Source organism: Sphingomonas colocasiae (assembly GCF_019880585.1).
GTDB classification, from domain to species: domain Bacteria; phylum Pseudomonadota; class Alphaproteobacteria; order Sphingomonadales; family Sphingomonadaceae; genus Sphingobium_A; species Sphingobium_A colocasiae.
On the sequence record NZ_JAINVV010000003.1, the window covers coordinates 30,774 to 55,034 of the forward strand.

Genomic DNA, 24,261 nt, shown 5'->3' on the forward strand with positions numbered 1-24,261 from the left:
GATGGCGGAACGCTCGTTCAAGGCCGAGGTGGAGCAGCTCCGGATCGGGGCGAACGAGGTGTTCCACGGCGAAGGCATATTGGCCGTCACCAAGGCGCTGCTCCAGTCGGGCGTCGCTTATGTCGGCGGCTATCAGGGCTCGCCGATCAGCCATCTGATGGACGTGTTCGCCGACGCCAACGACCTGATGCGCGAACTGGATGTCCATTTCGAGTCGAGCGCGAGCGAGGCCAGTGCGGCGGCGATGCTCGCGGCATCGGTCAACTACCCCCTGCGCGGCGCGGTTGCCTGGAAATCGGTGGTCGGCACCAATGTGGCGTCCGATGCCCTTTCCAACGTCGCGTCCGGCGGGGTGACCGGCGGTGCGCTGATCATCCTGGGCGAGGATTATGGCGAAGGCTCCTCGATCATGCAGGAGCGCACCCATGCCTTTGCGATGAAGTCGCAGATGTGGCTGCTCGATCCGCGCCCGAACCTGACGGCGATCGTCGATATGGTGGAGAAGGGTTTCGAGCTTTCCGAAGCCTCGAACACGCCGGTGATGCTGGAATTGCGCGTCCGCGCCTGCCACGTCACCGGCAGCTTCGTCGCGCGCGACAATCAGCGGCCGAAACTGACGGTGTCCGAAGCGGCGGAAGCGCCGACGCGCGATACCGAACGCATCGTGCTGCCCCCCGCGAATTTCCTCCATGAAGTGGAGAAGATCGAGAAGCGCTGGCCCGCGGGCATCCGCTATATCCAGGAAAACCGGCTCAACGAGCATTTCGGCACGCAAAACGACGATATCGGCATCATCGTCCAGGGCGGGCTGTTCAACTCGCTCAATCGCGCGCTCGAACTGCTCGACCTGTCGGACGCCTATGGCAATGCCCGGTTGCCCATCTATGTGCTCAACGTCACCTATCCGCTGATCCCCGACGAAGTCCGCGATTTCTGTTCGGGCAAGCGCGCCGTGCTGGTGGTGGAGGAAGGCCAGCCCGAGTTCATCGAGCATGAACTCAATACCCTTGTGCGCCGCGCCGACCTGCAGACGCGGATCATCGGCAAGGAGGTGCTGCCGCGCGCCGGCGAATATAGCGGACAGGTGATCCGCGACGGCGTCGCCAAATTCCTGCGCGCCTGGGCGCCGGACCGGGCCCCGGCCGAGACGCCCGCCGCCCCGCCCGCCCTGACGCCCGCCATGGTGCCGCAGCGCCCCGCCGGCTTCTGCACCGGCTGCCCCGAACGGCCGATCTTCTCGGCGATGAAGCTGGTCCAGAAGGAACTGGGCGAATTCCACGTTTCGGCGGATATCGGCTGCCACCTGTTCTCGATCCTGCCGCCCTTCAACATCGGCAACACCACCATGGGCTATGGCCTGGGCACCGCCGGCGCATCGGCGTTCAAGCCGCGCGGCAAGCGGGCGATCGCGATGATGGGCGATGGCGGCTTCTGGCATAACGGCCTGACCTCCGGCATCGGCAATGCCGTCTTCAATCAGGACGACAATCTGACGATCATCGTCGACAACGGCTATTCGGCGGCGACGGGCGGACAGGATATCCTCTCCTCCAAGGCCGAGAACGCCAATCGGCAGACCAACAACCCGATCGAGAAGGCGGTGCGCGGCATCGGCATCGGCTGGGCGAAGACGCTGACCCGCACCTATGACGTGGCGGGCATGCGCGACGCGATCCGCGAGGCGCTGACCAGCCCGGAAAAGGGCCCGAAGGTGCTGGTCGCCCAGTCCGAATGCCAGCTCAACCGCCAGCGCCGCGTGAAGCCGCTGATGGCCAAGGCGATCAAGTCCGGCCAGCGCGTCGTGCGCGAACGCTTCGGTGTCGATCCCGATACCTGCACCGGCGACCATAGCTGCATCCGTCTCTCGGGCTGTCCGTCACTGACGATCAAGCCCAATCCCGATCCACTGCGCCAGGATCCGATCGCGCATGTCGAGAATAGCTGCGTCGGCTGCGGCGTGTGCGGAGAGGTCAGCCACGCGGCGGTGCTCTGCCCGTCCTTCTACAAGGCGGAGATCGTCGCAAACCCGACCCGCTGGGATCGCACGCGCGATCGGGTGCGCAATTGGGTGATCGGTGCGGTGCAAAGGCGATCGGCGCGCGCGATCGCGGCAAGGACATTCTGACCATGACAGAGGATCGCAAGCGCATCGCCATCGCCGTACTCGGCCTGGGCGGCCAGGGCGGCGGCGTGCTCGCCGACTGGATCGTCGAACTGGGCGCGCATAACGGCTTCGTCTCGCAGGGAACCTCGGTGCCCGGTGTCGCCCAGCGCACCGGATCGACCGTTTATTATATCGAGATGATCCCCGATGGTCCGGCCCAGCCGGTGCTGGCACTGACCCCGGTGCCGGGCGATGTCGATATCGTCATCGCCTCCGAACTGATGGAAGCGGGCCGCGCCATCCTGCGCGGCTTCGTCAGCGCCGACCGGACGGTGCTGATCGGATCGACCCACCGCGTTTACGCCATTTCCGAAAAGTCGGCGATGGGCGACGGGCGCGCGAGCGGCGAGCGCATCCTGGCCGCCGCCAATGAACGCTCCAGGGCCTTTATCGGCTTCGACATGGATGCGCTTTCCGCGAAGACCGGCAGCGTCATCAGTTCGGTGATGTTCGGCGCGCTCGCCGGCAGCGGTGCCCTTCCCTTCCCGCGCGAGGCGTTCGAGGCGGCGATCCGCGCCGGCGGCAAGGCGATCCAGACCAATCTCGCGGGCTTCGCCGCCGGTTATGATGCGGCGCAGGGGCGCCTGGCCGAGGCGGTGGAAGCCGTACCGGCGATACGGCCGACCAGCGCCGCGGGGCGCGCCTTCTTCGCCCGGATCGAGGAACAGCTTCCGGCATCGGCGCATGAATTCGCGATCGAGGGCGTGCGCCGCCTGATGGACTATCAGGACGCGCGTTATGCCGAGCTTTATCTCGATCGCCTGGCTGGCATTCGTTCAGTCGACGACGGCGCCGACGACTGGCGGATGACGCGCGAGGCCGCGCGCCATCTGGCGCTGTGGATGAGCTATGAGGACACGATCCGCGTCGCCGATCTGAAAGTGCGCGCCAGCCGTTTCGCGCGCGTGCGCGACGAGGTGAAGGCGGCCCCCGACCAGCTCCTCCACATCACCGAATATATGCATCCCCGGCTCGAGGAGATCTGCGAGACCCTGCCAGCGGGGCTCGGACGGCGGATCCTGGAAAGCGAAGGCCTGTCGCGGCGGCTGCACCCCCTGTTCAAAAAGGGGCGCCATGTGAAGACGACCAGCCTGCGCTGGTTCCTGATGCTGTCGCTGCTTGCCGGCTTTCGGCGCTGGCGGCGCGGCACGCTACGCTACGAGATCGAGCAGGCGCGCATCGAGGACTGGCTGGGCCTTGCCCGCGAGGTGGCGGGCCGCGATCCCGCGCTCGCGACCGAGTTGATCCTCTGCCAGCGGCTGATCAAGGGCTATGGCGATACCTTCGCGCGCGGGCTTTCCAGCTATTCGCGGATCATCGACCGCTATCGCGCTCTGGGTGGTCATGCGGATGCATCGACGATCGGGAAGCTTCGCGAGGCGGCGTTGGCGGATGAGGACGGTGTTGCGCTGACGGGTGCGCTGGAGGAATTGCAGCTGGCATCGTGAGTGACGGTCATGTCGCCCGCTCTCCGCGCTGCCGGATTGCGGTGAACCGATCCAGACCGTAGAGCCGGGGATATGGAGAAAGAGCGCATGGACGCGTTCCGGTCGAGCAATCCCGGCACGTCGGCTTTCAAGGTCGAGCGATACCCCTTCTATCTGCTCAACCGGCTTGTGAGCCGTTACAACGGCATCATCGAGACGCGGCTGCGCGCGATCGGACTCGATATCCCGTCGTGGCGCGTGCTGATGATCCTGGGCGAGCGCAGCCCGCGCGGTACCCGCGAAATCGCCGAGGCGGCGGTAATCAATCTGTCCACGATGACGCGCATCATCCAGCGCATGACCGCCGCCGGCCTGGTTTCCGCCGCGAACAGCGCCGAGGATGCGCGCGTCACATTGGTGACCTTGACGCCGGACGGCCGCAAAAAACTGGGTGAAGCCCGGCGCGTATCGGCGCCGGTCTACGAACATCTCGTCACCGGACTGGCGCCGGATGAATTCGAACTGATGATCGGCCTGCTCAATCGCGTTCACGACAATCTGGAGCCGCTGGCGCGCGGCTGAATCATGCATGTTGCGATCCTGAGCCATCTTCGCCGGCCAAATTAGTTTAAGCTTGATATTTTAAGCTTGAAACTTTTTCCGGCCGGGATAGGATCGCAGCCTGTCCGGTTCAATGAAGGTCGATGTCATGAAGATCGCATGCCTCGGTGGCGGCCCCGCCGGCCTCTATTTCGCGATTTCGATGAAGCTGCGCGATGCGGGCCATCAGATCGATCTGTTCGAACGCAACCGGCCCGACGACACGTTCGGCTGGGGCGTCGTCTTCTCGGACCAGACCGTCGAGAATCTGATGGCCAACGATCCGGTCAGCGGCGCCACCATCCGCGACGAATTCACCCATTGGGATGATATCGACGTTCATATCCACGGGCAGTGCATCCGCTCCTCCGGCCATGGCTTCATCGGCATCGGCCGCAAGCGGCTGCTCGCGATCCTGCAGGAACGCGCCCGCGAACTCGGCGTCAACCTGCATTTCCAGCACGAGGCGAGCCCCGATCTCGCCGACTGGGCCGATTACGACCTCGTCATCGCCGCCGACGGCGCCAACAGCCGCATCCGCAACGCCTATGCCGAGCATTTCGACGTCGATATCCAGGTTCGCCGCAACAAATTCTTCTGGTTCGGCACGCACAAGACGTTCGACGCCTTCACCTTCGCGTTCGAAAAGGTCGAGGCTGGCTGGATCTGGGCGCACGCCTATCGCTTCGACGACAATCTCTCGACCTTCATCGTCGAGATGGATCCCGATGTCTGGGCGGCGCTGGGCTTCGACAGGATGGACCAGCCCGAGGCGATCGCGGTCTGCGAAAACATCTTCGCCAAATATCTCGACGGCAATGCGCTGATGTCCAACGCCACGCATCTGCCGGGGCCGCAGGCCTGGCTCAATTTCCGCCGGATCATCACCAATCGCTGGTCGTACGACAAGATCATCCTGCTGGGCGACGCCGCGCACACCGCGCATTTCTCGATCGGATCGGGCACCAAGCTGGCGCTGGAGGATTCGATCAAGCTCGCCGAAGTGCTCAACCGCCCCGGCCTCGGCCGCGCCGAGGCGCTCGCGGAATATCAGGACGAGCGCAATGTGGAGGTGCTGAAACTCCAGAACAGCGCACGCAACTCGACCGAATGGTTCGAGACGCTCGATCGCTATCTGCCGTTCGAGCCGATCCAGTTCGCCTATTCGCTGCTGACCCGTTCGCAGCGCGTCAGCCACGAAAATCTCCGCCTGCGCGACAAGGCCTGGCTCGAAGACGTCGAGCGCTGGTTCCAGTCGCAGGCCGGCGGCAAGGCTGGCAACGATGCCGTGCCGCCGATGTTCGCTCCCTATCGCCTGCGCGAAATGGCGCTGGCCAACCGCATCGTCGTTTCGCCGATGGCGATGTATTCGGCGGTGGACGGCACCCCGAACGACTTCCATCTCGTCCATTATGGCAGCCGCGCCCAGGGCGGCGCCGGGCTCGTCTATACCGAGATGACCTGTGTCTCGCCGGAGGGGCGGATCACCCCTGCCTGCCCCGGCATGTACGCGCCCGAACATGTCGCGGCATGGAAGCGGATCGTCGATTTCGTCCATGCCAACAGCGCCGCCAGATTCTGCCTCCAGCTCGGCCATTCGGGATCCAAGGGGTCCACCAAGATCGGCTGGGAAGGCTATGACGTGCCGCTGGACAGCGGCAACTGGCCGCTGCTCGCCGCGTCCGACGTGCCGTGGAGCCCGGACAATCAGGCGCCGACGCCGATGACGCGCGCGGATATGGACATGGTCCGCGATCAGTTCGTCGCCTCGACCCGGATGGCGCTGAAGGCGGGTTTCGACATGGTCGAACTGCACTGCGCGCATGGCTATCTGCTTTCCAGCTTCATCACCCCGCTCCAGAACAAGCGCACCGATGATTATGGCGGCAGCCTGGAGAACCGGCTGCGCTATCCGCTCGAGATATTCCGCGCGATGCGTGCCGCCTGGCCGGCGGACCGGCCGATGTCGGTGCGTATCTCCGCAAATGACTGGATGGGGGAGGAAGGCGTGACCCCGGACGAGGCGGTCGAGATCGCGCGCGCCTTTAACGAGGCCGGCGCCGACCTGATCGACGTTTCGGCGGGACAGACCTGGGCGACGTGCAAGCCCGTCTATGGCCGGATGTTCCAGACGCCCTTCGCCGATCAGGTCCGCAACGAGGCGCGCGTCTCGACGATGGCGGTCGGCAACATCTTCGAAACCGATCACGCCAATTCGATCCTCGCCGCCGGACGCGCCGATCTGGTCGCGCTCGGCCGCCCGCACCTGATCGATCCGATGTGGACGTTGCGTGCGGCCGCCGCGCACGAATATCGTGGCGTCCATGTGCCGCCGGGCTATCTGGGTGGGTTGAGCCAGCTCTCCCGCAACCTGAAGCGCGCGGCGGAGCAGGAAGCTGCACTGAAAGGCTGAGGATGAAACTGGCGGGCAGACATGCGGTTGTCACGGGCGGCGGATCGGGCATCGGTGCCACCATCGCGCGCGCGCTGGCGGCGGAGGGCGCGGCGCTGACGCTGATCGGCCGCCGCCGCGACGCGCTGGAACAGGTTGCCGCGACATTGCCCGGCGCGACGGTCGCACCCGCCGACATCACCAGCCGTGCCGAGATCGACGCTGCGTTCGCCGTGGCGCGGAAGGCGAATGGCCCGATCTCGATCCTCGTCAACAATGCCGGCGCCGCTCCCAGCGCGCCCTTCGCCAAGGTGACGGCCGAGGGCTGGCGCAGTGCGATGGCGGTCAATCTCGATGCCCTGTTCGACTGTTGCCAGTCCGCATTGCCCGACCTGCTGGCGGCCGAGGCCGGCCGTATCGTCACCATCGCTTCGACTGCGGGACTGAAGGGCTATGCCTATACCGCGCCCTATGTCGCCTCGAAGCACGGCGCGATCGGGCTGATGCGTGCGCTGGCCGTCGAGCTGGCGAAAACCGGCGTCACCGCCAACGCGGTCTGCCCGGGCTTCACCGAAACCGATATCGTCGCCGATGCGATTGCGAATATCCGCGCCAAGACCGGGCGTAGCGATGAAGAGGCACGCGCCGAGCTCGCCAAGTTCAATCCGCAGAAACGGCTGATCGCGCCGGAGGAAGTGGCGAGCGCGGTGGTCTGGTTGTGTCTGCCCGAGAACCGCTCGATCACCGGCCAGGCGATCGCGGTCGCCGGCGGAGAAGTGATGTGACCGGCGCGCCCGCGATCCGCGAAAAGCATGACGGCGCGCTTGCCGATCGCACCAGCATCCGCCTGTGGTTGCGGCTGCTGAGTTGCACCACCGTCATGGAGAAGCGCATCCGCCGCCGCTTCGCCGACAGATATGATGCCACCCTGCCCCGCTTCGACGTGCTTGCGGCACTCGATCGCGCGCCGGACGGCATGACGATGGGCGCGCTTTCGCGTGCGCTGCTCGTCTCCAGCGGCAATGTCACCGGCGTCGTCCAGGCGCTGCTGCGCGACGGCTATGTGCTGATGACGACCTCTCCCACCGATGGCCGCGCCTCGATCGTGCGGCTGACGCCGGAAGGGCAGGATCATTTCGCCGAATTGTCCGAGGCGCATCACGAATGGATCGATGCGATGCTTGCCGGCATGTCGCGCCACGATCGCGAGGCGCTGTACGAACTTCTGGGCGCGCTCAAATTGTCGCTCGCCGCCGATACCGGAGAGGAGAAACCATGAATCCCGAGACGTTCGCCCCCGCCCATTTCGGCTGGAGCTTCGCAGACGGCGTCGCGACGGTGACGCTCAACCGGCCCGATCGCAAGAACCCGCTGACCTTCGAAAGCTATGCGGAGCTGCGCGATACGTTCCGCGATCTGGTCTATGTGCCCGAGGTCAAGGCGGTGGTCTTCGCGGGCGCGGGCGGCAATTTCAGCTCGGGTGGCGACGTTCATGAGATCATCGGGCCGCTCACCGAAATGGCGATGCCCGAACTGCTCGCCTTCACGCGGATGACCGGCGATCTCGTCAAGGCGATGCGCAATTGCCCGCAGCCGATCGTCGCAGCGCTCGACGGCATCTGCGTCGGCGCCGGCGCGATCATCGCCATGGCCTCCGACATGCGGATCGCCACGCCCAGGACCAAGACGGCATTCCTGTTCACCCGCGTGGGGCTCGCCGGCTGCGACATGGGCGCGTGCGCGATCCTGCCGCGCATCATCGGCCAGGGGCGTGCTTCGGAGTTGCTGTACACCGGCCGGATGATGACTGCCGAGGAAGGCGAGCGCTGGGGCTTCCACAATCGCCTGGTCGCATCCGAGGAGGTGCTGGCGACCGCGCAGGATCTGGCCCGTTCGCTCGTCGCCGGCCCCACTTTCGCGCATGGCATCACCAAGACCCAGCTCAACACCGAATGGGCGGTCAGCCTGGAAACCGCGATCGAGATGGAGGCCCAGGCCCAGGCGATCTGCATGGCGACCAAGGATTTCCGTCGCGCCTTCGAAGCGTTCGCGGCCAAGCGTACGCCAGAGTTCGCAGGCAACTGATGGCGGACCGCAGCTTTCTCGACTGGCCCTTTTTCGACGACAGCCATCGCGCGCTGGCGGACGGGCTGGAACAATGGTGCCAGGCCAACCTGTCGCACCATCACGACGAAGCCGATATCGACGGCGAATGCCGGACATTGGTGCGCAAGCTCGGCGAGGCCGGCTGGCTGCGCTATTGCGTGCCGGCGGCCTATGGCGGCGTCCATGACCAGCTCGACGTCCGCTCGCTCGCGCTGATCCGCGAGACGCTGGCGCGTCATTCGGGGCTCGCCGATTTCGCCTTCGCGATGCAGGGGCTGGGATCGGGCACGATTACCTTGCTCGGCACCGAAGCGCAGAAACAGGCCTATCTGCCCGCCGTCGCGCGTGGCGAGAAGATCGCCGCCTTTGCGCTGACCGAGCCGGCCTCCGGTTCCGACGTCGCCTCGATGGAGACGACCGCCGAAGTCGATGGCGACGGCTATCGCGTCAACGGCGCCAAGACCTATATCTCCAATGGCGGCATCGCCGATTATTATGTGCTGTTCGCCCGCACCGGTGAGGCGCCGGGCGCGCGTGGCATTTCCGCCCTGCTGGTCGATGCCGACAATCCCGGCCTTGCCATCGCCGATCGCATCCAGGTGATCGCGCCGCATCCGCTGGCGACGCTTGAATTCACCGATATGCGCCTGTCCGCGGACGCGCTGATCGGCGAATCCGGCCGTGGTTTCGCCGCCGCGATGGCGACTCTCGATATCTTCCGCACCACCGTCGGCGCCGCCGCGCTGGGCTTTGCGCGCCGCGCGCTGGACGAGGCGACCGCGCGCGTCCGCATACGCCGGCTGGGCGCGGGCACGCTTGCCGACAATCCGATCACCCAGTCCAAACTGGCGGAAATGGTGCTCGATGTCGAAACCTCGGCTTTGCTCATCTATCGCGCCGCCTGGCTGCGCGATGTGAAGGGACAGCGCAACACGCGCGAAGCGGCGCTTGCCAAGCTGCACGCGACCGACAGCGCGCAGAGCGTCATCGACAAGGCCGTGCAGCTTTTCGGTGGCCTGGGCGTCACCGTCGGCGTGCCGGTCGAGAGCCTGTATCGCGAGGTTCGGGCGCTGCGCATCTATGAGGGCGCCTCTGAAGTGCAGAAAGTGGTGATCGCCCGCCAGCATCTGGCCGACAGCGCCGCGTGACGCCGATGTTCCGCGCCACCTACCCCCTGCGCTTCGCGCACTGCGATCCGGCCGGCATCGCCTATTATCCGCGCTATTTCGAACTGTGCGACGCGGCGATCGAGGACTGGACGGCCGAAGTGATCGGGATCAGCCGGCGCGAGATGCATCTCGACTTGGGGCTGGGCATGCCGACGGTCGATCTGAAGGCGAGTTTTGCGGCACCCAGCCGTCTCGGCGATCTGCTTGATATCGCGGTCGCGGTCGAGCGCGTCGGGCGCAGTTCGGTCGCGCTGGCGCTCGACATCTCCTGCGCGGGCGAAGCGCGCTTCGCCGTCAATTACGTCCAGGTCCTGACCAGCCTGACCGAAAGCCGGTCGGTTCCCTGGCCCGACCATCTGCTCCAGCGGCTCCGGAACGCCGCCAAGAAGGAAAATCCATGACCGTACATCGCACGCTTCTTCCGCCCGGCTGGGCACGTCCCAAGGGCTATGCCAACGGCATTTCGGCGCAGGGCCGGATGGTCTTCACCGCCGGCGTCGTCGGCTGGAACAGCGAGGAACGCTTCGTCGCCAAGGATCTGGCGGGCCAGTTCCGCCAATTGCTGGCCAATACGCTGGCGATCCTGGCCGAGGACGGCGCCGGCCCCGAACATATCGTGCGCATGACTTGGTACGTCACCAGCCGTGACGATTATGTCGCCAGCCTGCCCCAGATCGGCGAAGCCTATCGCGAGCTGATCGGCCGCAATTTCCCCGCGATGGCGGTGGTCGAGGTTTCGGCGCTCGTCGAACCCGAAGCCTTGCTCGAGATCGAGACCATCGCGGTCGTGCCCGCCTGAACAGAAGGACAAGAAACGTGGAAAAATTCGACTGGGCCGATCCCTTCCTGCTCGACGATCAGCTCGACGAGGACGAGCGGATGATCCGCGACACCGCTCGCGCCTATGCCGAGGACCGGCTGGCGCCGCGCATCATCGATGCGTTCGCCAATGAGACCACCGATCCCGCGATCTTCCGCGAGATGGGCGAGCTCGGCCTGCTCGGCCCGACCATTTCGGCAGATTATGGCGGCGTCGGCGCATCCTATGTCGCTTACGGATTGATCGCGCGCGAGATCGAGCGGATCGATTCCGGCTATCGTTCGATGATGAGCGTCCAATCCAGCCTCGTCATGTATCCGATCTACGCCTTCGGATCGGAAGAACAGAAGCGTCGCTATCTGCCGAAGCTCGCCAGCGGCGAATGGATCGGCTGCTTCGGCCTGACCGAGCCCGATGCCGGTTCCGATCCCGGCGGCATGCGCACGCGCGCGACCAGGACGGAGAACGGTTATCTGCTGAACGGCGCCAAGACCTGGATCTCCAACTCACCGATCGCCGATGTCTTCGTGGTCTGGGCCAAGTCCGATGCGCATGGCGGCGGCATTCGCGGCTTCGTGCTCGAAAAGGGCACGCCCGGCCTGTCGGCACCCAAGATCGAAGGCAAGCTGTCGCTGCGCGCATCGATCACCGGCATGGTCGTGCTCGAGGATGTCGAAGTGCCCGAAAGCGCGCTGCTTCCCGAGGTTCAGGGGCTCAAGGGGCCGTTCTCGTGCCTCAACCGCGCGCGTTACGGCATTTCTTGGGGGGCGCTTGGCGCCGCCGAATTCTGCTTCCATGCCGCGCGCCAATATGGCCTCGATCGCCATCAGTTCGGCCGGCCGCTCGCCGCCACCCAGCTTTTCCAGAAGAAGCTGGCGGACATGGAAACCGATATCGCGCTGGGTCTGCAGGCCAGCCTGCGCGTCGGCCGTCTGATGGACGCCGGCCGCTTCGCGCCGGAGATGATCTCGATCGTCAAGCGCAACAATGTCGGCAAGGCGCTCGATATCGCGCGCCAGGCGCGCGACATGCATGGCGGCAACGGCATTTCGGGCGAATATCAGGTGATGCGCCACGCGATGAACCTGGAAACGGTCAACACCTATGAGGGCGCGCATGATGTCCATGCGCTGATCCTGGGACGTGCGATCACGGGGATTGCGGCGTTCTAGACCGTCCTTGTCATTCCCGCGAATGCGGGAATCCAGGGGGTGTCGATCATAGCGCTCTACGCCACTGGATTCCCGCGTTCGCGGGAATGACATCGTAAATGAGTTACCCCACCCCGCCCTTCGCCCAGCCGTCCACCGCGGCGTCCATCACCGACATCGGCATCGGGCCGGCGGTGAGCACGAGATCGTGGAATGCCCGCACGTCGAAGCGAGCGCCCAGCGCCTTGCGTGCGCGCTCGCGCGCCGCATGGATGGCATTGGCGCCGACCTTGAAGCTGCACGCCTGCCCCGGATAGACGGCATAGCGTGTCACCTCCCGGTCGGTCGCCTCGCGCTGCTCGCCGACATTGTCGACCATCCAGGCCACCGCCTGAGCCTTGGTCCAGCGATGATGGTGCAGGCCGGTATCCACCACGATGCGCGCGGCGCGGAACAGTTCGGACTGGAGATAGCCGATCCGGCCGAACGGATCCTGGGCATAGACGCCGAGCTCGTCGGCGACCTGCTGGGCATAGAGCGCCCAGCCTTCGGTATAGGCGGAGAAGCGCACGATCCGGCGGAACAGCGGCAAGGCCGGCGCGCGCCGCAGGACGCTGTACTGGAAATGATGGCCGGGAATGCCCTCATGATGCGTCAGTGTCGGCAGGCGCCAGGTGACATGCTCGCCCGGCGTTTTCAGGTTCAGCGAATAGATGCCGGGCTGGCCGGGCGCCCCTTCCGAATAGAAGGCGCCGGGTGCTCCGGCCTCGATCGCCGGCGGAATGCGCCGGACGACGATCGGATCGACGCCGGTGATGCCGAACGCGCCGGGCAGCAATCCGGTGATGGTATCGAGATGCGCCCTGGCAAGCGCGATCAGCTTCTCGCGCCCGCTATCGTCGGGTGCCACGCGAAAGCGCGGATCCGAATTGAGCGCACCGATCCGCGCCATCACGCTGCCTTGCGATAGTCCTTGCTGTTTCAGCAGCATATCGATCTGGGCGAGCAATTCCTTGCATTGCGCCAGCCCGATGCGGTGCAGTTCGCCCGGCGGCGTATCGGCGGTGGTGTTGGAGCGGACCGAGGCGGCATAATAGGCGTCGCCGTCAGGCAGTTTCCACACCCCGGCGCGATCGTCGGCCCTGGCGGTCAGTGCCTTCATCGCGGCGGCCTGGCGATCGAGCGCTGGCGCGACCGCGGAACGAAAAACATCGGATGCGCGCGCGGACCAATCGCCAAGCCCCTTTTCCGCGATCCGCTTCAACGCCGGCGCCAACAGCGACGATCCGAGCGGATCGCCGTCGCGCAGGCCTTCGATCTGCGTGACGGTGCGCGCGATTACGAAATCGGGCGGAATCACGCCGATGCCGGCATCATGCTTTATGCGATCGGTCTCCTGGTCGAGCGCGACCGCCAGCGCCGATACGCGCGACAGCCAGGCATCGGCATCCGCGCGATTCTCGATCGGATGACGGGTGCCGATAAAGTCCGGCAGCCAGTAATAAGCGCCGTTCATCTGGCTGACGACATAGGGGCTGGGGCGCAGATTGCCGTCCACATAGCCATAACGGCCAAGAAGATCGTCGAGCGTTTCGTAGACATAGCGGGCAACGCGCAGATCGAGCGCGGCGCGCGAGGAAAGCGCCGGCGCGTCGACGCCGCCCAGATCCTTCAGCGCCGCCCGGATCGCAGCGCGATCGCCCGATCGCGCTGCAAGCGAGCGGTCGTCGAGCCGGCTGCGTAGCGCGGCATTGGCGCCGGTATCGAAATCATTGGCGGTCGCTTCTTCCGGCGACCGACGAAGATAGGCCTCGCTATGCCGCTGGAGCAACGCCGCCAGCGCCTTGTCCGCCGATCCCGGCGCGGCGGCCTGCCCCGCCTGGCCTGAAACGCCCAACAGAACGGTCGCCGCCGTCCCTTCGAGAAACCGACGGCGATCCATGACGCTCTCCACTGTTTCGGTATCGAGGGCGGCCCGGTTTCGGGCCGCCCGGCAATCAGAATTTATAACCCACGCTGACGCCGAAGCTGCGATAGGACGGCTCGACCTGAACGCCGCTGTAGAACGCCTTCTCATAGGCATTGGCAAAATATTTCGCGTCGAACAGATTCTCGACATAGACGACAGCGCGGAACGCGTCGGTCTCGACACCCGCGCGCAGGTTCACATTGTGATAGCTGGGCGAAATGAAGGGATAGACCGGATAGCGATAGGCATAGGGGTTCGAGATCATCGCGTCGCGGAAATTCCATTCCGCCCGCACGAAGCCTTCGAACCCGTCGCTGATCGGCACATTATACTGGGCCTGCGCACCCAGCGACCATTTGGGGGCGTTGACCAGCGCCTTGCCCGTCACGTCGATGACCACGCCGTCGATCAGCGCGTTGGGATAGTCCTTGAAGCGCGTCTTGTTGTAGCCGACCTGGCCGCTGAGCTTGAACTGCGGCGTGATGCGCGCATCGAAGCTCGCCTCCACGCCATAGCTTTCAGCCGCCGCCGCGTTGGCGATGCCGCTCACACCGCGCAGCAGCCCGGTGATCGGATCGATATATTGGAAGCGGATGGTCTGCTGGACGTCCTTCCAGTCCATATAGAAACCGGTGATGTCGACGCGCAGCTTGCCGTCGAGCAGGTCGAACTTGGTGCCAAGCTCGTAATCCCACAGAGTCTCTGGCTTGAACTCATTGAGAAGATTGACGTTGTTGCTGGTCTGCGTGCCACCGGACTTGAAGCCTCGCGACGCGGTCGCGAAGATCATCCAGTCGGGATTCATCTTGTAGCTGAGGGTCAGCTTCGGCGAGACGTCGTCGAACTTCGCGATGCGGTTGTTGACCCCGGTCAGGATGGTGTTGGAGCGCGTGACCGAATTGTTCTTGGTGGTCTCGCGCGAGTAACGCAGACCGACGGTCGCGGCGAAGGCATCGGTGAAGTTGAAGGTGCCCTGGCCGAACACCGCCCAATAATCGGACGAGCTCTTGCCGTCGGCGCCCGTCACTTCAAGCCCCGAACAATTGCCGGCTTGTGCCGCCGGGCAGATCGGGCTGTCGGCACCGTGATAGGTCGACTGATCGGAAACGCCGGTGTCGCGACCCGCCGAAATCCCCACGCTCCAGTCGAGGAAATTCTTGCCGGTGGACTGGACGCGCAGTTCGCCGCTCGTGGATTCGCGCTTGAGCAGCAGGTCTTCGTAGAAATAGTCGCGGCTGCCGCCATCGACATCGCCATAGTTGAACAAGGTCGATTTGAGCTTGCCGAGCACGCCGGTCACCGAAACCGTGCCGATATCCCAGACCGCACGGCCGCTCAGATATTCGAAGGTGCTGCCCACCTGCTGCGGACGGTTGAAGTTCACGCGATTGTCGTTGGTCGGGAAGAAGCCGACACCATCGGGATTGCCGATCATGCCCGAGGTCTTGCCATAATAGACCGACGCCCAGGTGGAGGTGACGAAGCCGGTCGGCACGCCGTTGCGCATGCCCAAGGTCTCGTCGGAATAATTATAGGTGACGTCGAGCGTCAGATTGGGCGTCGGCGTCAGCCTGCCCTGGATGCGATAGGTATAATATTCGCTGTCATTGCCGCCGCCGACCGGATTGATGTTCTTGATATATCCGTCGGATTTCTCGTATTTGCCGGATGCGCGGATGGCGAGCAGGCCATCGATCACGGGCACGTTGATCACGCCTTCGCCCCGGAAGGTCTCATAGCTCGCATAGCCGAGCTCGACGCTGCCTTCGAACCGGTTGACCGGCTTCTTGGTGATCACGTTGATCGCGCCGCCCACCGAGTTGCGGCCGAAATAGGTGCCCTGCGGTCCGCGCAGCACCTCGATCCGCTCGAGGTCGACGATCTGCGGATTGCTGGTGCCCGCCGCGACGTTGAACTCGTCGATATAAAAGGCATAGGTCGCCTGGCGGACGTCGGCATAGGGGTTGAGCTGGTTGGAAATGCCGCGGATCGACAGGTCCTTGCGGTCGCGCGAACCGTTGCTCTGGAAACTCACATTGGGGGTCAGCGCGAAATAATCCTCGACGCTCTGCACATTCTGGTCGCGCAGCGTTTCGGCGGTCACCGCGGTGATCGCGATCGGCACGTCCTGCAGGCTCTGCTCGCGGCGCTGCGCGGTCACGATGATATCGTCGCCGGCCGGAGCCGCGGCCTCGCCCGCCGGGCGTTCCTGCGCCATGGCGGGCGTGGCCATGATCGCCGCCGCGAGTGCGGCGAACGCGGAACAGCCCACGAACTGACTGCGCCGGTATCGTCCGATTGTCTCGTTCTTCATGTCAAAACCCCCTCGTCAGCCGGTGGCCATGCCATCGGCTCGATGTTTCCCAAACCTCTCCGGTGCGGCCGCGCTCAGGCGGTCATTTCGTCCAGCATTGCGGGTCGAGCGGCCCTTTCTTCGGGTCCAGTTCGCTGCGCACGAGAACGATGGAGGCGATCTTGCCGTCCCTCAGCACCGCATGTCCGGCCGCGAGCGAACAGCCGGTGTTGCCGCCGCGGCGCGAACGGATGACATGATAATTGTAGATCATGCCGTCCTTTTCGAAGACTTCCTTGAACGGCACGACGATCTCGACATCGCCGCCGCCAGCCTGGATCTTCTGGAAGTGCGTCGCCCATTGGTCGACGCCCCTGATCACCGTCCGGCCCTCCAGAACCAGGGTCGCATCGGGGGTGAAGAATTTGGAGAAATTCTTGGCCGTATAGGCGCCGGGCGTCTTGAAGGCCTGGTTCCACCACAGGAACATCTGCGACAGCATGTCGGTGGCCGGGCGCTCGGCAATCGCGGGCGATGCGGTGGCGAAGCCGAAGGCGGCGGCCAGCGCGCAAGCCAGGATCGGTTTCTTCATTCTATGGACCCCCCTGATCTGATCTTTCGAAGGGCTTCATGTCCCTTCGTTGCGGAAATGAGTGTCCGTCAGTTGCATCGTTGTTGCAACGACATTACAAACTCACATTCATTGCGTTGAACGCAAAATAACCGAAATCACCGATCGATCTTTGCGCCCGACGGAACACTCGCATCGTTACGGATCGTCTTGCCGCCCTTCATGACGAAACCGATGGTGCGCAACGCGCGGATATCCCGGGCGGGATCGGCGTCGACCGCGACGATATCGGCATAATAGCCGGGCTTGAGCTGCCCCACCTCCTTGTCGACGCCGAGCATCCGTGCCGGCTCGATCGTGGCGGCGCGCAACGCCTGTGCCGCCGTCATGCCCGCATCGACATAAAGCTCGGCTTCGCGGATGGTGGCGGTGGTGCCTTCATTCGGTTCCCAGGGATATTGATCGGTGCCCAGCGCAATGCTGACGCCGGCCGAGATCGCATCGCGCAAGGATCTGAAATGCGCCTTGCCCACCGAATCGACGCGCGCCAGATACCAGTCGGGCGATCCGATCTTGGCATAAAAGGCGCGTGCGCCGCTCTGGCTGACGACGATGGTCGGCACATACCAGACGCCCCTGGCCTTCATCTTGCCCAACACTGTCGGCGTCAGGAAATAGCCATGCTCGAAACAATCGATGCCCGCATCGATCGCGGCATCGGATGCGATCGGCGAACCGGTATGGCCGGTCACCTTCACGCCGTTGCGATGCGCCACCTCGATCGCGGTCTTGAGTTCGTCATCGGTGAAGGGCGATGCGCCGATATCTCCATGCGTGTCCGATATGCCGCCGGATATACCGATCTTGATCCAGGTGGCGCCGCGCTTCACCTGTTCGCGCACCGCCTTGGCGAATGCGGCCGGACCATCGACCTCGGTCTTGCCGTGCCCGCCGGTCGCGACGATCGACGATCCGGCCGTATGGATGCGCGGCCCGTCGAACATGCCCGCGTCGATCGCCTTCTTGACCGTGAAGTCGACGCCGGCGTCCGATCCGGTCAGGCGGATCGTCGTGACGCCCGACCAGAGCGATTTCCGCGCATTGTCGAGCGTACGCAGCGCCATGGAATCCGGCGTTTCGTTGTGGATGCGCGCCGCACCCGGCAGATTGAGCGCCAGATGCACATGCATGTTCATCAGGCCCGGGATCAGCCATTTGCCGTGCATCGGCACGACCGTCGCCCCGGCCGGCACGGGTGTGCTCGCAGCCGGGCCGATCGCCGTGATGCGCTCGCCATCGATCAGGACGACCGCATCGTGCAGCGGCGCCTTGCCCGCCAGATCGACGATATTGCCGCCGACAAGCGCGACGGTTTCGGCATGAGCGGATGCCGTGGACAGCAGAGCGATCGTAGCGGCGGCGAGCAGGGCATGTTTCATTCCGCGTCTCTCCTTCCCGCTCATCGCGCGATCGTCGCGGGATCGCTATCGTTGCGATGGATCGCGCCCCCCTTCATCACGAAACCGATCGTGCGCAGCGCCGCGATGTCGCGCACCGGATCCGCCGAGACCGCGACGATATCGGCATATTGGCCGGGCACGATGCGGCCGACCTGCTTGTCGATGCCCAGCATCTTCGCGGGCTGGATCGTCGCGGCCTGCAACGCCTGAAGCGGCGTCATGCCCGCCTTCACGTAAAGCTCGGCCTCCGCGACCGTGGCGGTGGTGCCGCCATTGGGCTCGAAGGGAAACTGGTCGGTGCCCAGCGCCACGTTCACGCCCATTTGGATCGCCTTTTGCAGCACCGCCCAATGATCCTTGCCGGTCGATGCGACGCGATCGAGATACCAGTCGGGTGATCCGATCTTCTTGTAGAATTCATAGGCGCCGGGCTGGCTGACCACGATGGTGGGCACCAGCCAGACGCCCTGCGCCTTCATCCTGGTCAACACCTCGTCGTTCAGATGATAGCCGTGCTCGAAACAGTCGATGCCGAAGCGCAGCGCCTGTAGCGCGGCCTCCGACGACCCGTTATGCGCCGTCACCTTCACGCCGTTGCGGTGCGCCACCTCGATGATCGTGGACATTTCCGCATCGGTCATCGGTGCGGCGGCGATGCTGCCATGCGTGTCCGAAATGCCGCCCGAGATCGCGATCTTGATCCAACTCGCGCCGCGCTTGATCTGCTGGCGCACGACCTTGGAGAACTCCGCCGGTCCGTCGGCCTCCAGCGAACCATGGCCGCCTGTCGGCACGATCAGTTCGCCTGCGGATTCGATGCGCGGGCCGATCGCCTGCCCCTTCGCGATCGCGCGCTTCAGCATGAAATCGATGCCGTGATCCTCGGCGGTCAGGCGAACCGTGGTCACGCCGGCGAGCAGGCTGCGGCGTGCATTGTCGGCCATGCGCAGCGCTTCCTCGCCGTCCTGTTCGTCGAGCAGTTCGGCGCCGGCAGCGCCCGGCAGCTTCAACCCGAAATGAACATGCATGTTCATCAGGCCGGGGATCAGCCATTTGCCCTTCATCGGCACGACCTTCGCGCCGGCGGGCACGCTGACCGACGCCGAAGGGCCGACCTGGAGGATGCGATCGCCCTGGACGATCACCGTGGCATCCTCGATCGGCTTGCCGCCGTCGATCGCGACCACTGTCGCCCCGACCAGCGCGGTGGTGGCCGGCGCCTCCTGCGCGGCGGTGTTTCCCGCCATGCCGAACGATGCCGCGACCGCGACGACCCAGTGCCTTAATCTCATTGCGGAACCCTCCCTCCGGTGTGGACCGGTATCTTTTCCAAGACTGCGGGAAAGGCGCGAGAAAACAATGTGCAATGCGACGCAAATTCTTTGCGTATAATGCAACGTAAACTCAAAATTGCACCGAAAAAAGCAAGGATGGAAGCGCAAAATGGCGAAAAACCGTCACTCTGACGATGTCTTCGCCGCTACGCCCGCCTGGATCGCGGCGGTTGCATTCTCGCCGGACCGCGACACCATCGGGTGAAGAAACAAGGGGCGAACCATGAACCAAGGGCGAAGCGGGGTTTCCCGCCGGCATATGCTGGGGATGATGACGGCGACCGCGATGACGCCCGCCTTTCCGGCATTCGCCCAGGCGGCTGACGATGCGGCGCGGCTGCGCGCCCTGCTCGATCGCAGCGAAGCCGCGGACGCCGCGCTCGACCCCATGGGATCGGTCCGCAAGGGCAAGGCGAGCGTCGGCCCACTTTTCGTCGATCCGCTGAGTGACGATCATGCGCGCGCGCTTCAGGCCAACAAGCGGCGAGATCTGGCGGAGCTGGCGGGAATCTCGCGCGAAAAGCTCGGCCCGATCGATCGGATCGCCTATGACGTTTTCGACTATCGCACGCGCCAGACCCTCGACCTGTTCGAGACGGGTCTGTTCGACGTCCAGCGCAAGGCACCGCTCAATCCGTCTTTCGGGCTTCAGGTCGAGTTTCCCGACTTCGTTTCGAGCGGTGCGGCCCCCTTCGCCGATATCGGCGATTATGAGGACGGACTGAAACGCCTCGCGGGTTTCGCCGGCTATCTGGAAAGCACGATCGCCTGGCTCAAGCGCGGCCTGGCCGAAGGCTATATCCAGCCCCGGATCATCGTGAACAACATATTGGCGCAGGTCGACGCGATGCTGGCGCTGCCCGTGGAGGATAGCCCCTTCTACGCCGGCGTGCGCCGCATGCCCGCAACCATCGCGGCGGCCGACCGGAATCATCTCACCGCCGCCTATCGCGCAATGATCGCCGACCGCGTCTATCCGGGTTACCGCCTCTGGCAGCGCTATCTGCGCGAAACCTATCTGCCCAGGGCGCCGGAAGCGCCGGGCCTGTGGGCGATGAAGGATGGCGCGGCGCTCTATGACTGGGATCTGGCGCGGCATACGACGACCCGGCGCACCGCCGCCGACATCCATGCGCTGGGCCTGTCGGAAGTCGCGCGCATCCGCGCCGGCATGGAGGCGGTACGCGCGAAAACCGGCTTCGGCGGCGACCTGAAGGCCTTTTTCGAGCATGTCCGCACCGACCCGAAATATTATTGCAGGACCCCCGACGAACTCCTCGCCCGCTTCAAGGCGATCGAGGCGAAGATCTGGCCTGGCATTCCGAAGCTGTTCCATGAACGCCCGAAGGCGCCGTTCGAGGTTCGCCCGCTGCCCGCGCTCGGCGACCAGCGCGGCACCGGCTATTATCGCCCCGGTCCGCCCGACGGCGTCTCGCCCGGCATATTGTTCTTCAACATGTCGATGCTGGGCACGCGGCCGATCCCGACGCTCGAAACGCTGACCTTGCACGAAGGCATTCCCGGCCATCACTTCCAGATCACGCTGGCGCGCGAGACCGAAAAGCTGCCGCCGCTGCTGCGCTATGGATCGTCCACCGCCTTTTCGGAAGGCTGGGGGCTCTATGCCGAATCATTGGGCCCGGAACTGGGCATGTTCGGCGATCCGATGCAGTTGTTCGGCCATCTCGACATGGAAATGCTGCGCGCGGTGCGGCTGGTGGTCGATACCGGCATCCATGCGATGCGCTGGGATCGGCAGCGCGCCATCGACTATATGCTCGACAATACCTCGATGGCGCCGCGCGACGTAGCGGTCGAGATCGACCGGTACATCGCTTATCCCGGCCAGGCCTGCGCCTACAAGATCGGCGAACTGAAGTTCCGCCAGCTCCGCGAGGAGGCGCAGGCGAAGCTGGGCGCGGCATTCGACGTGCGCGATTACCACCATCAGGCGATCGGCACCGGCGCATTGCCGATGGACGTGCTGGACGCCAAGATCCGGCAATGGATCGCGGCGGGCGGCGGCAAGGGCTGAGCCCGCTCCATGAAGATGAGGAATTTTTCGTGATATCCCAGACCCCGACAGCACAGCGCCCCCGGCGCCATCGCTGGCTGCTGCTGCTGCCCTTTCTCTGGCAGGTGGGCATGGTGCCGCTGGTCAACGAAGTCGCGTGGCGCCCCTTCTCCCTGCCCTTCCCCATGGTCTGGCAGATGGCGGGGATCATCCTCGCCTCGATCGTGATCGCGATCGTCTTCGCCATCGACAAACGGCATCCCGAATTCGACGGCCCAGAACAGCCTGGCGCGGAGGAGGTGCCTTGATCCTCGCACTCACGCTTTCGATCGTGCTCGGCACCATGGCCGGCGCGTTGCTCTACAGCCGACGCCAGGCCAGGGCGCGCACGCTGGCGGACTGGGCGGTCGGCGGGCGCCGTTTCGGCGTGCTCGTCTTCTGGTTCCTCAATGCCGGGGAAATCTACACGACCTTCGCCGTGCTCGGCATTTCGGGCTTCGCCTGGGCGCATGGCGCGCCCGCCTATCTCGCTTTCACCTCGGTCTCGCTCTCGGCGACGCTGGGCTATTGGCTGATGCCGCGCATCTGGGATGCCGGGCGGCGGCGCGGGCTGGTGACCCAGGCCGATTTCTTCGCCGATCATTACCAGGCGACCTGGCTGGGCGTCGTCGTCGGCATCGCCGGCATCGCGGCGCTGGTCGTCTATGTCCAGATCCAGATCGTCGCGCTGAGCCTGATCGTACGGCTGACATTGGGGCCCGATGTCTCCCCGCTCGCCGCGGCGCTGATCGCCGCCGCGGTGATGCTCGCCTTCGTCTATTTCGCCGGACTGCGCTCCGCCGCCTTCGCGGCCGGGGTGAAGGACGTGCTGATGCTGCTGGTCGTCGCCGGCCTCTGCCTGACCGTCGCGGGCAAGGTGGGGGCATCGTCGATGCTCGACGTCTACCGGCTGGCGCAGGACACGCATCCAGGCATCGGCAGTTTTCCAGGACTCCAGCCCGAAGCGGGCATGTCGACAACCTGGCTGATGACCGCCGCGCTCAACGTCGCGCTCGGCAACTGGATCCTGCCGCACATGTTCCAGCTTTGCTTCTCTGCCGGAAGCGAGGCGACGATCCGGCGCAACGCGATCTGGCAGCCGATCTACTCGCTCTCCTATTTCTTCATCATCCTGATGGGCTTCGCGGCGCTGCTGGCCGGAACGGTGCCCGATGGCGGCGATACCAACGCCGTGCTGCTCCAGTTCGTCGCGGATCGCTATCCGCCCTGGGCGATCGGCATCTTCGCCGGCACCGCCTGCCTGCTTGCCCTGGTGCCCGGATCGGTGCTGCTGCTGACCGCCGGATCGATCTTCAGCCGCAATGTCGTGCTGCCGCTGCGGCAGGGCATGAGCGACCGCGCAAGCCTGTTGGTGTCACGCGGCGCGATGATCGTCTTCGCGGGCATCGCGGTCTGGCTCACCCTGGGCGGCTCCAGATCGCTCGTCGAGATCGGCCTGTCGGCCTATGCCGCGATCGGCATGCTCGCACCCGGCGTCTATTTCGCCTTTCTGTGGAAACGTGCGCATGCCGCCGGCATCTTCGCGGGCATCGTCGCCGGCTATCTTGCGCTGCTGCTTCCCCAGGCGCAGGCGCTGTGGAACCAGCTTCTGCCGCAATGGGACCATGGGCTGATCGCAATGGCGATCGATGCCGCTGTGGCGGCGGCGGTGTGCCTGGTCTGGCCGGCGAAAATCCAAGCTTTCGGGCATGAAAATCATATCGCGCAAACCTGAACGTCATTGCTTCGCCGCGCTCGCAATGACGTCGAAGAATAGCCAGATCCATCCAAATAGCCCGCCCCCCTACACCCAGGTCTTCAGCTTGGCTTCGAGGATGGCGAGCAGCCGGGCCGGTGCGCCTTCCAATTGACGGCCCAACCGGTGGATCAGACTGACCGTGCTGTGTTCCAGCCCGTCGTCGAGCAGTGGGCGGGCGACCAGCGATCCTTCCTCGAGTTCCGCCAGCACCGAGATGCGCGGCAGGATGGTGAGCGCCCGTCCGGCCTTGGCGATTTCGCGCATCATCTGGATAGAGGTCGTCACCAATCTCGGCTCCAGCCAGACATGCGCCCGTTTCTGTGCATCATTGAGCGAAGTGCGGATACGAAAGCCGCGCGGCGGCAGGCACAGCTCGAACTCCTTCAAATCGGCGATGGTGAGCGCGTCCATCGCCGCCGCGGGATGCTGCGGCGCGCAGAGGACCACCAGCGGCTGGACGACTGCGGTGCGCGTGCGGATCTTGGGCTCGCTGGTCGTGTGCAGGATCATGCCGATATGGGCTTCGTCGTCCAGCACCATGCGGACGATCTCGGAGCTGGGGCAACTCGTCACCGTGATCGAGATGCCTGGATTGCGGCGCTGGAAGCCATCGATCGTCCGCGTGAAGGGCGGGCCGAAAAAGCCCTCGCCGATCGCCAGGTCGATGCGCCCGGTCTTCACCTCTCGCAGTTCCTGAAGCTGGTTCATCAGCGCCTCGCGGTCGGAGAGCTGATTCTTGTGATATTCGAACGCGAGCTGCCCCGCCTCGGTCAGCCGTATCGAGCGGCGGCCCCGTTCGATCAGCGCGATGCCCATCTCGGTTTCGAGCTGCGCGATCTGCCGGCTGATCGACGAAACGGCGACGCCGATCTTGTCGCTCGCCAGCCGCATCGATCCCAGGCTCGCCGCTTCGTAGAAATAGTGAAGTGCATTGTCCCACATGCGCGTGCCGCTCCATCCTGTGCTGCAATTTCATCATGGCGGCAGTGTTGC

General features: G+C 64.8%; 20 protein-coding genes. 14 read left to right on the plus strand and 6 right to left on the minus strand.

Features of this window, described 5'->3' with window-relative positions:
* The first annotated feature begins 1 nt into the window (after position 1).
* From K7G82_RS03910 to K7G82_RS03960, 11 genes are all read left to right on the plus strand, one after another.
* A complete protein-coding gene (locus K7G82_RS03910; RefSeq protein WP_222988543.1) occupies positions 2-2,125 on the plus strand; it encodes a ferredoxin family protein in 2,124 nt (707 codons plus the stop codon).
* A 2-nt stretch (positions 2,126-2,127) separates the two neighbouring features.
* Positions 2,128-3,612 carry an indolepyruvate oxidoreductase subunit beta family protein gene (locus K7G82_RS03915; protein WP_222988544.1) on the plus strand — a complete coding sequence of 495 codons (1,485 nt, stop codon included), beginning with the start codon at positions 2,128-2,130 and terminating at the stop codon, positions 3,610-3,612.
* Positions 3,613-3,699: 87 nt separating this feature from the next.
* Positions 3,700-4,173: a MarR family winged helix-turn-helix transcriptional regulator gene (locus K7G82_RS03920; RefSeq protein ID WP_222988545.1), complete on the plus strand. Its 474-nt coding sequence runs from the start codon at positions 3,700-3,702 to the stop codon at positions 4,171-4,173.
* A gap of 127 nt (positions 4,174-4,300) precedes the next feature.
* Positions 4,301-6,604 (plus strand): bifunctional salicylyl-CoA 5-hydroxylase/oxidoreductase, encoded by a 2,304-nt coding sequence (locus K7G82_RS03925; protein ID WP_222988546.1) that lies wholly within the window; start codon positions 4,301-4,303, stop codon positions 6,602-6,604.
* 2 nt (positions 6,605-6,606) lie between these two features.
* Positions 6,607-7,368: an SDR family NAD(P)-dependent oxidoreductase gene (locus tag K7G82_RS03930; RefSeq protein WP_222988547.1), complete on the plus strand. Its 762-nt coding sequence runs from the start codon at positions 6,607-6,609 to the stop codon at positions 7,366-7,368.
* The gene (locus K7G82_RS03935) at positions 7,365-7,862 is read left to right on the plus strand and encodes a MarR family winged helix-turn-helix transcriptional regulator (RefSeq protein WP_222988548.1); all 498 of its coding nucleotides are present in this window, start codon (positions 7,365-7,367) and stop codon (positions 7,860-7,862) included. The genes K7G82_RS03930 and K7G82_RS03935 overlap by 4 nt, the downstream gene beginning before the upstream one ends.
* Positions 7,859-8,668: an enoyl-CoA hydratase family protein gene (locus K7G82_RS03940; protein ID WP_222988549.1), complete on the plus strand. Its 810-nt coding sequence runs from the start codon at positions 7,859-7,861 to the stop codon at positions 8,666-8,668. The genes K7G82_RS03935 and K7G82_RS03940 overlap by 4 nt, the downstream gene beginning before the upstream one ends.
* Positions 8,668-9,837, plus strand: a complete 1,170-nt coding sequence (locus K7G82_RS03945; protein WP_222988550.1) for an acyl-CoA dehydrogenase family protein — start codon at positions 8,668-8,670, stop codon at positions 9,835-9,837. The genes K7G82_RS03940 and K7G82_RS03945 overlap by 1 nt, the downstream gene beginning before the upstream one ends.
* A gap of 5 nt (positions 9,838-9,842) precedes the next feature.
* On the plus strand, positions 9,843-10,259 hold the full coding sequence (locus K7G82_RS03950; protein WP_222989007.1) for an acyl-CoA thioesterase: 417 nt from the start codon (positions 9,843-9,845) through the stop codon (positions 10,257-10,259).
* Positions 10,256-10,657, plus strand: a complete 402-nt coding sequence (locus K7G82_RS03955) for a RidA family protein (RefSeq protein ID WP_222988551.1) — start codon at positions 10,256-10,258, stop codon at positions 10,655-10,657. The genes K7G82_RS03950 and K7G82_RS03955 overlap by 4 nt, the downstream gene beginning before the upstream one ends.
* A gap of 17 nt (positions 10,658-10,674) precedes the next feature.
* Positions 10,675-11,850 carry an acyl-CoA dehydrogenase gene (locus K7G82_RS03960; RefSeq protein ID WP_222988552.1) on the plus strand — a complete coding sequence of 392 codons (1,176 nt, stop codon included), beginning with the start codon at positions 10,675-10,677 and terminating at the stop codon, positions 11,848-11,850.
* Positions 11,851-11,953: 103 nt separating this feature from the next.
* Here the strand turns inward: K7G82_RS03960 and K7G82_RS03965 are convergent, their stop codons facing one another.
* The 5 genes from K7G82_RS03965 to K7G82_RS03985 all read right to left on the minus strand — a co-directional run bounded on the left by K7G82_RS03965 (position 11,954) and on the right by K7G82_RS03985 (position 19,414).
* Positions 11,954-13,771 carry a DUF885 domain-containing protein gene (locus K7G82_RS03965; protein ID WP_222988553.1) on the minus strand — a complete coding sequence of 606 codons (1,818 nt, stop codon included), beginning with the start codon at positions 13,769-13,771 and terminating at the stop codon, positions 11,954-11,956.
* Between the two features lie 55 nt (positions 13,772-13,826).
* Positions 13,827-16,112: a TonB-dependent receptor gene (locus K7G82_RS03970; RefSeq protein WP_222988554.1), complete on the minus strand. Its 2,286-nt coding sequence runs from the start codon at positions 16,110-16,112 to the stop codon at positions 13,827-13,829.
* An 82-nt stretch (positions 16,113-16,194) separates the two neighbouring features.
* A complete protein-coding gene (locus K7G82_RS03975; RefSeq protein ID WP_222988555.1) occupies positions 16,195-16,683 on the minus strand; it encodes a hypothetical protein in 489 nt (162 codons plus the stop codon).
* 137 nt (positions 16,684-16,820) lie between these two features.
* Complete coding sequence (locus tag K7G82_RS03980) at positions 16,821-18,101, minus strand: amidohydrolase family protein (protein WP_222988556.1); 1,281 nt, start codon at positions 18,099-18,101, stop codon at positions 16,821-16,823.
* A 20-nt stretch (positions 18,102-18,121) separates the two neighbouring features.
* A complete protein-coding gene (locus K7G82_RS03985) occupies positions 18,122-19,414 on the minus strand; it encodes an amidohydrolase family protein (RefSeq protein WP_222988557.1) in 1,293 nt (430 codons plus the stop codon).
* 265 nt (positions 19,415-19,679) lie between these two features.
* On the opposite strand from K7G82_RS03985, the gene K7G82_RS03990 reads away from it, so the two are divergent.
* From K7G82_RS03990 to K7G82_RS04000, 3 genes are read left to right on the plus strand one after another with little or no spacing between them, the layout of a single operon-like run.
* Positions 19,680-21,491 carry a DUF885 domain-containing protein gene (locus K7G82_RS03990; protein ID WP_222988558.1) on the plus strand — a complete coding sequence of 604 codons (1,812 nt, stop codon included), beginning with the start codon at positions 19,680-19,682 and terminating at the stop codon, positions 21,489-21,491.
* A gap of 29 nt (positions 21,492-21,520) precedes the next feature.
* Positions 21,521-21,778, plus strand: coding sequence for a DUF3311 domain-containing protein (locus K7G82_RS29670; protein ID WP_343228524.1), 258 nt, complete (start codon positions 21,521-21,523; stop codon positions 21,776-21,778).
* A complete protein-coding gene (locus tag K7G82_RS04000; protein ID WP_222988560.1) occupies positions 21,775-23,244 on the plus strand; it encodes a sodium:solute symporter family protein in 1,470 nt (489 codons plus the stop codon). Before K7G82_RS29670 ends, K7G82_RS04000 begins: the two co-directional genes overlap by 4 nt.
* 69 nt (positions 23,245-23,313) lie before the next feature.
* Here the strand turns inward: K7G82_RS04000 and K7G82_RS04005 are convergent, their stop codons facing one another.
* Positions 23,314-24,210, minus strand: coding sequence for a LysR family transcriptional regulator (locus K7G82_RS04005; RefSeq protein WP_222988561.1), 897 nt, complete (start codon positions 24,208-24,210; stop codon positions 23,314-23,316).
* Positions 24,211-24,261 lie beyond the last annotated feature (51 nt).